This window comes from Micromonospora sp. ATA51 (assembly GCF_016802855.1).
Classification (GTDB): Bacteria; Actinomycetota; Actinomycetes; order Mycobacteriales; family Micromonosporaceae; genus Micromonospora; species Micromonospora sicca.
In genome coordinates this window covers 1-9,739 of sequence record NZ_JAEVHJ010000262.1, presented here as the reverse complement: position 1 = coordinate 9,739, position 9,739 = coordinate 1, and the positions used below count along the sequence as shown (strand labels likewise).

Below are 9,739 nucleotides of genomic sequence, written 5' to 3'. Positions count from 1 at the left end.
CCACCACCCCCTCGACGACCTCACCCTCGCCACCCTCACCACCCCGCCGCGATCTTGCACTTCGCGCCCCGGCGGATCGGACGAAAGCGCCGACATCAGGGGCACAAACCGCAAGATCGCGGGGAGTCGACCCGACAGGAGCGTTGCCTGATGCCGCAGGGGAAGCCTTCCTTCGTACCCGCCGACGGGTTGAGCACGCGGCAGCGGCGCCACCGGCCGCTGACCATCGTCCACACCGGACAGATGAAGGGGAAGTCGACCGCCGCGTTCGGGCTGGCGCTGCGGGCCTGGACGGCCGGGCTGCCGATCGGGGTGTTCCAGTTCGTCAAGAGCGCCAAGTGGCGGGTGGGGGAGGAGAACGCCTTCCGCGCCCTCGGCGAGGTGCACGAGCGCACCGGCCAGGGCGCCCCGGTGGCCTGGCACAAGATGGGCGAGGGCTGGTCCTGGATCCAGCGCGGCGGCGCGGCCGACCACGCCGCCGACGCCCTGGAGGGCTGGCGGCAGATCCAGCGCGACCTGGCCGCGCAACGCCACGGCCTGTACGTGCTCGACGAGTTCACCTACCCGATGAAGTGGGGCTGGGTGGACGTCGACGAGGTGGTCGAGACGCTGCGCAGCCGCCCCGGCTTCCAGCACGTCGTCATCACCGGCCGGGACGCCGACCCGCGGCTGGTCGAGGCCGCCGACCTGGTCGCCGAGCTGACCAAGATCAAGCACCCGATGGACGCCGGCCAGAAGGGCCAGAAGGGGATCGAGTGGTGACCGGGGCCTGGGCGCTGCCGCGGCCGGCGGTCACCGCACCGGCCGACGCATGGGCGCTGCCCCGGCTGGTCGTGGCTGCGCCGGCCAGCGGGCACGGCAAGACGACTGTGGCCACCGGACTGCTCGCCGCGCTCCGCCGCCGCGGCCTCACCGTCAGCCCGCACAAGGTCGGCCCCGACTACATCGACCCCGGCTACCACGCCCTCGCCGCCGGCCGGCCCGGCCGCAACCTCGACCCCTGGCTGGTCGGCGAGGAGCGGATCGCGCCGCTGCTGCGGCACGGCGCCAACGTCCCCACCCCCGCCGACGTCGCGGTGGTCGAGGGGGTGATGGGGCTGCACGACGGCGCGGTCGGCCGCGGCGCGTACGCCTCCACCGCGCACGTCGCCCGGCCTGATCGACGCGCCCGTGCTGCTGGTCCTCGACACCCCGCGCAGGGCCGCAGCGCCGCCGCGCTGGTGCTCGGCATGCGCGCCTTCGACCTCGCCGTGCGGATCGCGGAGTCATCCTCAACCGGGTCGGCTCGGCCCGGCACGAGACCCCCGGGACGTACGCCAGGTGCCACCCGGCGGCGGCCAGGTCCATCGCCAGCAGCGCCTCCTCGCCATACGTCCCGAGCCGCTCGGCGAAGCCGCCGACCTGCCGGTACGCGGCGCGACGCAGCACCACCGCGCAGGCCAGGAAGCCGAGCACGGTCGGGCCGGGCGCGTCCGGGGCGGTGCCGAGCGGGGCCCGCGCCATCCCCGCCGAGATCGGGTCGAGCCGACCCGCCCGGCCGACCAGCACCCGCCCGGTCAGCAGCGCGGTCCGGGGGTGGGTGCGCAGCAGCTCCCCGGCCCGCTCCAGCGACCCGGGCGCCCAGTACGAGTCGTCGTCGGCGAACGCGACGAACGGGGTGTCGGCCAGCGCCACGCCGACGTTGCGGGCCGCCCCGGCCCCGGCGTTGCGGCCCAGCTCGACCACCCGCACGTGGGGAAGGGCCCGCGCGACCGCGGCCGGCGTGCCGTCGTCCGAGCCGTTGTCCACCACGATCACCGGGGCGGTGTGCCGGGGCAGCAGTGCCAGGAGCTGGTCCCGCCGGTTGCGGGTGGCCACCACGATCGTCAGGTCCGGAGTCATGACCGCCCAGGTACCCGGGGACGCCGGCCCGCATTCGACCGCAGCGGGCGCAATTCCCCGGTCCGAGCAGGTGCGGGAGCGGCGGGGCGGGGAAGACGAACCCGTGGCCGAGGTGACGCTGCTGCTCGCCGGCGACGTGATGACCGGTCGCGGCGTCGACCAGATCCTGCCCCGGCCGGGGCCGCCCGGGCTGCGGGAAGCGGCGGTCACCGACGCCCGTCGCTACGTCGAGCTGGTTGAGTCCGTCGCCGGACCGGTACCCCGCCCGGCCCCGCCGCAGTGGCCGTGGGGCGCGGCGCTGCGCCTCCTCGACGAGCTGCGCCCGGACGTGCGGATCGTCAACCTGGAAACGGCGGTGACCGGCCGCGGCGAGTACGCCCCGGGCAAGGGCATCCACTACCGGATGCACCCGGACAACCTCGCCTGCCTCACCGCGGCCCGGCTCGACGTCTGCGCGCTGGCCAACAACCACGTCCTCGACTTCGGCGCGGAGGGGCTCGGCGACACCCTGGACGCCCTGCGGCGGGCCGGGATCACGCCGGCCGGCGCGGGCCGGGACGAGGACGAGGCGTGGCAGCCGGCGCGGGTGCCCCTCGCCGGCGGCCGCCGGCTGCTGGTCTGGTCGGTGGGCGCCCCCTCCAGCGGCGTCCCCCCGCCGTGGGCGCGACCGGCGGGCGACCCGGCGTGGCGTACCTGCCCGAGGTGTCCGAGGCCACGGCGGGGATGCTCGCCGACCGGATCGGCCGGGAGGCGGGGCCGACGGACCTGGTGGTGGTCTCCGTGCACTGGGGGTCGAACTGGGGCTACCAGGTGCCGGACGAGCACGTCCGGTTCGCGCACCGGCTGGTGGAGTCCGGCGTGCACCTGCTGCACGGTCATTCGTCGCACCACCCGCGCCCGGTCGAGCGGTACCGGGGACGGCTCATCCTGTACGGCTGCGGCGACCTGATCGACGACTACGAGGGGATCGGCGGGCAGGAGTCGTACCGGCCGGAGCTGCGGCTGCTGCACCTGGCGAGCCTGGACGCCGACAGCGGCGAGCTGCGCCGGTTGCGACTCGTCCCGGTGCGGATGCGCCGCATGCGACTGGAGTCGGCGGGGCCGGAGGAGGCCCGCTGGCTGGCCGAGCTGCTGGACGGGCTGGGCGCGCCGTACCGGACCCGGTTCGTCCTCGGCGACGACGGCCTCGTCACGCTGCGACCCGGCTGACCCGGCTCACCCGGCGGCACGTGGCCTGCGCCACCTTCGCGCGCCAGGCGCCACGGTCATCCGGTCTTGGGAGGCACCATAGATACATGACGCATCCCACGACCTCGCCGCGCGCGACCGCGCCGTCCGCCGCCGAGCGGGCCTACCGGCACCTCAAGCGCGCGATCCTGGAGCAGGTCTATCCCGGTGGCTCGCTGATCAGCGAGGGCGAGATCGCCGAGGCCGCCGGCGTGTCCCGCACCCCGGTCCGGGAGGCGCTGCTCCGACTGGAGGCCGAGGGGCTGGTCGCGCTCTACCCCAAGCGCGGGGCGCTGATCCGGCCGGTCTCCGCCCGCGAGATCGCCGACGTGATCGAGGCCCGCCGGCTGGTCGAGCTGCACGCCGCGGAGCGGGTGTGGCCGCGCCGCGCCGAGCTGAAGGGCGACCTGGCCCGCTGGCTCACCGAGATGCGCCAGGCGCACGCCGCCGGCGACGTGACCGCGCTGATGGCAGCCGACCGGGCCTTCCACGCCACCGTGGTCGAGGCCGCCGGCAACGAGATCCTCGCCGAGCTGTACCACCGGCTGCGCGACCGGCAGCTGCGGATGGGCGAGGCGAGCTTCCGGCTCTCACCAGGCTGGGCGGACGTGGTCCTCGCCGAGCACGCCGGCCAGCTCGCCGCCCTCGACGGCGACGACCTGCGGGCCTGGCTCGACGCCGTCGGCGCCCACGTCGACAAGGCCGCGACCGTGCTGCGGAGGCTGCGGTGAGCGTCGCCGCCGTGCGCCACCCCGCCCTCCGGGTCTACGCGGTCGCGCTCACCGCGTACGTGGCCGCCGTGTTCCACCGCAGCTCGCTCGGCGTGACCGGGGTGGACGCGGCCGACCGCTTCCACATCAACGCCTCGGCGCTGGCCACCTTCTCCGTCGCCCAGCTCGCCGTGTACGCGGCGATGCAGGTGCCCGTCGGCGTGCTCCTCGACCGGTTCGGCTCCCGCCGGCTGCTGCTCACCGGCGGGGCGCTGATGGTGGCCGGGCAGCTCTGCTTCGCCGTCGCCACCGACGTCCGGCTCGCCGTCGCCGCCCGGGTCCTGGTCGGCCTCGGCGACGCGATGACCTTCATCAGCGTGCTGCGGATCGTGGCGTTCTGGTTCCCCGGGCGGCGCAACCCGCTGTTGGTGCAGCTCACCGGCACCGTCGGGCAGCTCGGCGCGGTCCTCGGCGCCGTACCCCTGGTGGCGCTGCTGCACCACGCCGGCTGGACCCCCGCCTTCCTCACCGCGGCCGCGCTCGGCGCGACCGTGCTGCTGCTGGTGCTCGCGGCGGTACGCGACACCCCGCACGCCGAGCACGCCGCCGCTGTCGCCCCGGACCTGGCCACCGTACGCCGGCAGCTCGCCGCGGCCTGGGCCCAGCCGGGCACCCGCCTCGGTCTCTGGACCCACTTCGTCACCCAGTTCTCCGGCTCGGTCTTCGCGCTGCTCTGGGGCTACCCGTTCCTGGTGCAGGGCCAGGGCCTCTCACCCACCGCCGCCGCCTTCCTGCTCACCCTGATGACCGTGGCGACCCTGGTCTGCGGTCCGGTCATCGCGCACCTGTGCGCCCGGCACCCGTTCCGCCGCTCGGTGGTGGTCTTCGCCATCACCGCGGCCACCGCCGCCGTCTGGGCCGTGGTGCTCGCCTGGCCGGGGCGGGCGCCGCACTGGCTGCTGGTGACCCTGGTGGTCGTCCTCGCGGTGAACGGGCCCGGCTCGGTCATCGGCTTCGACTACGCGCGCACGTTCAACCCGGTGCACCGCATCGGCAGCGCCACCGGGATCGTCAACGTGGGGGGCTTCGTCGCCTCGATCCTGCTGATCCTGGCCGTCGGCGTGGTCCTCGACCTGGCCACTCCCGCGGGGCGGTCCACCCCGCCGCTGGACGCGTTCCGCTGGGCCTTCGCCGTGCAGTACCTGCTCTGGGGCCTCGGCGCGGTGCAGGTGCTGCGCTACCGCAACGCCGCCCGCCGTCGGTACGCGGCGGACCGGGCCGCTGTCCCGGTCCCGGCGGCCGCCTGACCGCGGTCCCACCGGGCCGGCGGCCCGGTCAGCTGCGGAGGCGTCGGTGGGTGAGCGAGTCCAGCACCAGGGTCAGCCCCGCGCCGACCAGCCAGAAGTCCTTGGCGATGGGGGTGCCGGCCTGCGTGGGCTTCAGGCTGTGCGGTTCCCGCAGCCCCGGCGTCTTCAGGTAGAGCTGCATCAGCCCGGCGCCGAACGCGGCCAGCCCCAGCCCGACCAGGAACGACGGCGCGAACGGGGTGAGCAGCGCGGCGCCCAGGGCGATCTCGCTCCGGGACAGCAGCTTGGCGAACTGGGCGGCGTCCAGCTGCCGGAGCTGCGGGACCGCCCCCACGGCCATGCCGTGCATCGCCTCGGCGGCCTCGCCCTCCAGGCTGCGCTTGCTGAGCCCGGAATTCAGGAAGAACGCGCCGATGCTGACCCGCAGCGGCGCATGCGTCAGCTTCATGACCACTCCCGTCGGTGCCGGAGAATCGTGCCCCGGCCTACCCGGTACGGGCGTTGCTAACCCGCCGAGCGGCGTTGGGCCGCCGGCGCGCCCGGCGGTAGGTTCGCGGGGGAGCGTGATCACAGTCGCGAACGAAGGAGACACCGTGAGCCAGGAAGTCCGGGGAGTCGTGTCGCGGCGCAAGGGCGCGCCGGTGGAGGTGACCACCATCCTGGTGCCGGACCCGGGGCCGGGCGAGGCGGTCGTCCGCGTCCAGTCCTGCGGGGTCTGCCACACCGACCTGCACTACCGGGAGGGCGGCATCAACGACGAGTACCCGTTCCTGCTCGGTCACGAGGCGGCCGGCATCGTCGAGCAGGTGGGGGAGGGGGTCACCGGGGTGGCCCCGGGCGACTTCGTGGTGCTCAACTGGCGCGCGGTCTGCGGAGTGTGCCGGGCCTGCCGCCGGGGCCGCCCCTGGTACTGCTTCAACACCCACAACGCCGCCCGGAAGATGACCCTCACCGACGGCACCGAACTGTCGCCCGCGCTGGGCATCGGCGCCTTCGCCGAGAAGACCCTGGTCCACGCCGGGCAGTGCACCAAGGTCGATCCGGCGGCCCGGCCCGCAGCGGTGGGCCTGCTCGGCTGCGGGGTGATGGCCGGGCTCGGCGCGGCGATGAACACCGGCCAGGTCAGCCGGGGCGACTCGGTCGCGGTGATCGGCTGCGGCGGCGTCGGCGACGCCGCGATCGCCGGCGCCGCCCTCGCCGGAGCGACGACGATCATCGCGGTGGACACCGACTCCCGCAAGCTCGACTGGGCGCGCAAGTTCGGGGCGACGCACACGGTCAACGCCTCCGAGGACGACCCGGTCGAGGCGATCCGCGCCGCCACCGGCGGGTTCGGCGCCGACGTGGTGATCGAGGCGGTCGGCCGCCCGGAGACCTGGAAGCAGGCCTTCTACGCCCGCGACCTGGCCGGCACGGTGGTGCTGGTCGGCGTGCCCACCCCGGAGATGAAGGTGGAGCTGCCGCTGCTCGACGTCTTCGGCCGCGGCGGCGCCCTCAAGTCCAGCTGGTACGGCGACTGCCTGCCCAGCCGGGACTTCCCGACGCTCACCGCGCTCTACCTGCAGGGTCGACTGGACCTGGACGCCTTCGTCACCGAGGAGATCGCCCTGGACCAGGTCGAGGAGGCGTTCACCCGGATGCACCACGGCGACGTGCTCCGCTCGGTGGTGGTCTTCCCATGACCGCCCGCGTCGACCACACCGTCACCTCCGGCACCTTCTCCCTGGACGGGCAGACCTTCGACGTCGACAACAACGTCTGGGTGGTCGGCGACGACGCCGAGTGCGTCGTCGTCGACGCGCCGCACGACGTGGCGGCCATCCTGCGCGTCGTCGGCGCCCGCCGGGTGGTCGCCGTGCTGGCCACCCACGCCCACGACGACCACGTACGCGTGGCGCCGGAGCTGGCCCGGGCCACCGGCGCGCCGGTGCTGCTGCATCCGGCCGACCGGGTGCTCTGGGACCTGGTCCATCCGGGCACGCCGCCGGACGGCGAGCTGGCCGACGGCGCGACCGTCGAGGTGGCCGGCATCGCCCTGCGGGTGCTGCACACCCCCGGTCACAGCCCCGGCGCGTGCACCTTCCACGCCCCGGCCCTCGGCGTGGTCTTCACCGGCGACACCCTCTTCGCCGGCGGGCCGGGCGCCACCGGCCGCTCCCACAGCGACTTCGGCACCATCATCGAGTCGATCCGGACCCGGCTGCTCACCCTGCCGCCGGAGACCGTCGTGCACACCGGCCACGGCGACAGCACCACGATCGCCGCCGAGGCGCCCCACCTGGACGAATGGCTCGCCCGGGGCCACTGACCGCCGACCGCGCCCGCCGCCCCGCCGGTCCAGGGAGGACATGGTCGGCGGGCGGCCCGCGGTGCCGCCGGCCGCTGGAGCGGGGAGGGAGGGTCAGCGTTCGCCGTCGAGCACCGGCTTGACGTCCAGCACCGGCGTCCCGTGCACCGCCTCCAGGTCCGCCACCCGGACCCGCACCCCGTCCACATCGAGGACCCGGACCCGGTGCAGACCGATCGGGTTCGGCCGGTGCGGGGAGCGGGTGCTGAACACGCCGGTCTCCGGGCGGGACCGGTCCCCGCGCGGATGCACCGCCAGCACGTCACGCCGGGCCCGGTCCAGCCAGGTCAGCACCAGCAGGTCGGCGCCGGGACGCAGGTCGCGCACCGCCGGGGCGATCCCCTCCTCGAAGACCAGCCAGGCCTCCGGCGCCCCCTCGTCGCCCTGCTTCGGGGCCACGCCCGGGTCGGTCAGCGGCGACTCCACCCGACCCACCGGGCGCAGCGTGTACCGGTCGTCGTTCACCCGAGGGCCTCCCGCAGCGTGTGCAGCCGGACGGTGGTGCCGGCGGCGGTGGTGTGCACCGGGACCAGGTCGCGGCGGGTGTGCCCGATGCTCGGGCCCCGGCCGACCACGGTAGTGGCAGTCACTGTCCTCGACTTCCCGGTTCCCGCGCGCCCACTGTAACGCCGACGCCAACGGGGCGCTGCCGGGTCACTTGCTTGCCGGTCGAGGCGTGCCCGGTTACTCTGCGAAGGGACCCGGATGCCGGCGGACGACGCCGCCCGGAGTCTTCCTCACTCACTCCGCACGGCCCATCACCGTCCCGGGGTGTCCATTCCGCGAGTCCCGCGCTGCGGTGACCTCGCTGCCGGTCTCCCGGCCAGGCCATTCCGCACCCGGTGAGCGCTTTCGCCGCCGGCCGGTCGCCCGTGCGCCGCACGTGCGGACCCGGCACGGCGCTGCCCGGCCGGCCCGCGAGGCCATCCCTTCCCGGTACGCCCGACCTTCCCTCCCCGCCCGCCCTGCCGGCGCCGACCTCCCCGCTCGAGGCGGACGCCAGTCGCCCGCGGGCGGCCACCTGATCCGAAAGGCACCCCATGACCATCGAATCCACCGCCCTGACCCCGATCAGCGGCATCCTTGACGTCGACGACGACCGGGGGTACGTCCGTGTCCACGGCTACCTGTCCACCCCGGACGACGTCCACGTCTCCACGTCCCAACTCACCAGGTACGCCTTCGCCGCGGCGACCTGGTCACCGGGGCGGTACGCACCGGTGAGCCGCGCCGGGGCCGGCACGCCCCGCTGGTCCGGCTGGACACCATCAACGGGATGGAGCCGGAGGAGGCGCGGCGGCGGCCGGAGTTCTACAAGCTGACCCCGCTGTACCCGCAGGAGCGGCTGCGGCTGGAGACCGAGCCGCACATCCTGACCACCCGGGTGATCGACCTGGTCATGCCGATCGGCAAGGGCCAGCGGGCGCTGATCGTCTCGCCGCCGAAGGCGGGTAAGACGATGGTGCTGCAGGCGATCGCGAACGCGATCACCCGCAACAACCCGGAGTGCCACCTGATGGTGGTGCTGGTCGACGAGCGGCCGGAAGAGGTCACCGACATGTCTCGGTCGGTGAAGGGCGAGGTCATCGCGGCCACGTTCGACCGTCCGCCGCAGGACCACACCACGGTGGCGGAGCTGGCGATCGAGCGGGCGAAGCGCCTGGTCGAGCTGGGGCACGACGTCGTCGTGCTGCTCGACTCGCTCACCAGGCTGGGCCGCGCCTACAACCTCGCCGTCCGCTCCGGCGGGCGTACGCTCTCCGGCGGCGTCGACGTGGCCGCGCTCAACCCGCCGAAGCGGCTGCTCGCCGCGGCCCGCAACGTCGAGGAGGGCGGCTCGCTGACCGTGATCGCCTCGGCCCTGGTGGAGACCGGGTCCGCGGCCGACACGCTGATCTACGAGGAGTTCAAGAGCACCGGCAACGCCGAGCTGCGGCTGGACCGGTCGCTGGCCGACCGGCGTAGGTTCCCAGCCGTCGACATCCGACCCTCCGGCACGCGGCGGGAAGAGCTGCTCGCCAGCGGCGCCGAGCTGCACCGCCTGCGCGCCCTGCGTTCCGCGCTGTCCGCACTGGACCGGCACCAGGCCCTCGACCAGCTCCTCCGTCAGCTCGCCGGCACGCCGGACAACCACCGCTTCCTCGCCCGGCTGGACCCCTCATCCCGGGGCTAGATCCTTGGGTTCGAGAATCTGAACAACTGAGTCAGGTTTTCAGGCTGCGGTTTTGAGTCGTGCGCGGGCGATGTAGTCGTCGACGTGGTGGTCG

The 9,739-nt window shown here is 74.6% G+C and carries 9 protein-coding genes and 4 pseudogenes; 9 read left to right on the top strand and 4 right to left on the bottom strand.

From position 1 onward, the window contains the following. The first annotated feature begins 150 nt into the window (after positions 1 to 150). Both cobO and JNW87_RS29015 read left to right on the top strand, forming a co-directional pair. A complete protein-coding gene (gene cobO / locus JNW87_RS29020; protein WP_109800328.1) occupies positions 151 to 762 on the top strand; it encodes a cob(I)yrinic acid a,c-diamide adenosyltransferase in 612 nt (203 codons plus the stop codon). Positions 763 to 776: 14 nt separating this feature from the next. Next, positions 777 to 1,303: pseudogene (locus JNW87_RS29015) on the top strand (cobyrinic acid a,c-diamide synthase); the annotation flags it as partial. Between the two features lie 32 nt (positions 1,304 to 1,335). Here JNW87_RS29015 and JNW87_RS29010 read toward each other — a convergent pair. After that, a pseudogene (locus JNW87_RS29010) lies at positions 1,336 to 1,881 on the bottom strand (glycosyltransferase family 2 protein); the annotation flags it as partial. On the opposite strand from JNW87_RS29010, the pseudogene JNW87_RS39865 reads away from it, so the two are divergent. From JNW87_RS39865 to JNW87_RS28995, 4 genes and pseudogenes are all read left to right on the top strand, one after another. Next, a pseudogene (locus JNW87_RS39865) lies at positions 1,880 to 2,503 on the top strand (CapA family protein); the annotation flags it as partial. The pseudogenes JNW87_RS29010 and JNW87_RS39865 overlap by 2 nt on opposite strands. Positions 2,504 to 2,604: 101 nt before the next feature. Then, positions 2,605 to 3,090, top strand: coding sequence for a CapA family protein (locus JNW87_RS39860; protein WP_255544472.1), 486 nt, complete (start codon positions 2,605 to 2,607; stop codon positions 3,088 to 3,090). An 86-nt stretch (positions 3,091 to 3,176) separates the two neighbouring features. Then, complete coding sequence (locus tag JNW87_RS29000; protein WP_109805708.1) at positions 3,177 to 3,839, top strand: GntR family transcriptional regulator; 663 nt, start codon at positions 3,177 to 3,179, stop codon at positions 3,837 to 3,839. Beyond that, complete coding sequence (locus JNW87_RS28995; protein ID WP_109805709.1) at positions 3,836 to 5,125, top strand: nitrate/nitrite transporter; 1,290 nt, start codon at positions 3,836 to 3,838, stop codon at positions 5,123 to 5,125. Before JNW87_RS29000 ends, JNW87_RS28995 begins: the two co-directional genes overlap by 4 nt. 28 nt (positions 5,126 to 5,153) lie before the next feature. Here the strand turns inward: JNW87_RS28995 and JNW87_RS28990 are convergent, their stop codons facing one another. Beyond that, positions 5,154 to 5,573, bottom strand: a complete 420-nt coding sequence (locus JNW87_RS28990; RefSeq protein WP_109805716.1) for a hypothetical protein — start codon at positions 5,571 to 5,573, stop codon at positions 5,154 to 5,156. Positions 5,574 to 5,718: 145 nt separating this feature from the next. On the opposite strand from JNW87_RS28990, the gene JNW87_RS28985 reads away from it, so the two are divergent. Both JNW87_RS28985 and JNW87_RS28980 read left to right on the top strand, forming a co-directional pair. Beyond that, positions 5,719 to 6,807, top strand: coding sequence for an S-(hydroxymethyl)mycothiol dehydrogenase (locus JNW87_RS28985; RefSeq protein ID WP_109805710.1), 1,089 nt, complete (start codon positions 5,719 to 5,721; stop codon positions 6,805 to 6,807). Further along, complete coding sequence (locus tag JNW87_RS28980) at positions 6,804 to 7,433, top strand: MBL fold metallo-hydrolase (RefSeq protein ID WP_109805711.1); 630 nt, start codon at positions 6,804 to 6,806, stop codon at positions 7,431 to 7,433. Before JNW87_RS28985 ends, JNW87_RS28980 begins: the two co-directional genes overlap by 4 nt. A gap of 93 nt (positions 7,434 to 7,526) precedes the next feature. On the opposite strand, the gene tsaA is transcribed toward JNW87_RS28980, so the two are convergent. Continuing rightward, positions 7,527 to 7,937, bottom strand: coding sequence for a tRNA (N6-threonylcarbamoyladenosine(37)-N6)-methyltransferase TrmO (gene tsaA / locus JNW87_RS28975; protein ID WP_109805712.1), 411 nt, complete (start codon positions 7,935 to 7,937; stop codon positions 7,527 to 7,529). Next, positions 7,934 to 8,062 carry a hypothetical protein gene (locus JNW87_RS39855; RefSeq protein WP_255420260.1) on the bottom strand — a complete coding sequence of 43 codons (129 nt, stop codon included), beginning with the start codon at positions 8,060 to 8,062 and terminating at the stop codon, positions 7,934 to 7,936. The genes tsaA and JNW87_RS39855 overlap by 4 nt, the downstream gene beginning before the upstream one ends. 441 nt (positions 8,063 to 8,503) lie before the next feature. Between JNW87_RS39855 and rho the strand changes: the two are divergent. Continuing rightward, positions 8,504 to 9,645 (top strand): annotated as a pseudogene (rho, locus tag JNW87_RS28970) (transcription termination factor Rho); the annotation flags it as partial. Between the last annotated feature and the right edge of the window lie 94 nt (positions 9,646 to 9,739).

Bases quoted from the DNA above. Each gene is read 5' to 3' on its own strand.
- cobO (WP_109800328.1), top strand. From the start codon at position 151: ATGCCGCAGGGGAAGCCTTCCTTCGTACCCGCCGACGGGTTGAGCACG.
- JNW87_RS39860 (WP_255544472.1), top strand. From the start codon at position 2,605: ATGCTCGCCGACCGGATCGGCCGGGAGGCGGGGCCGACGGACCTGGTG.
- JNW87_RS29000 (WP_109805708.1), top strand. From the start codon at position 3,177: ATGACGCATCCCACGACCTCGCCGCGCGCGACCGCGCCGTCCGCCGCC.
- JNW87_RS28990 (WP_109805716.1), bottom strand. From the start codon at position 5,573: ATGAAGCTGACGCATGCGCCGCTGCGGGTCAGCATCGGCGCGTTCTTC.
- JNW87_RS28980 (WP_109805711.1), top strand. From the start codon at position 6,804: ATGACCGCCCGCGTCGACCACACCGTCACCTCCGGCACCTTCTCCCTG.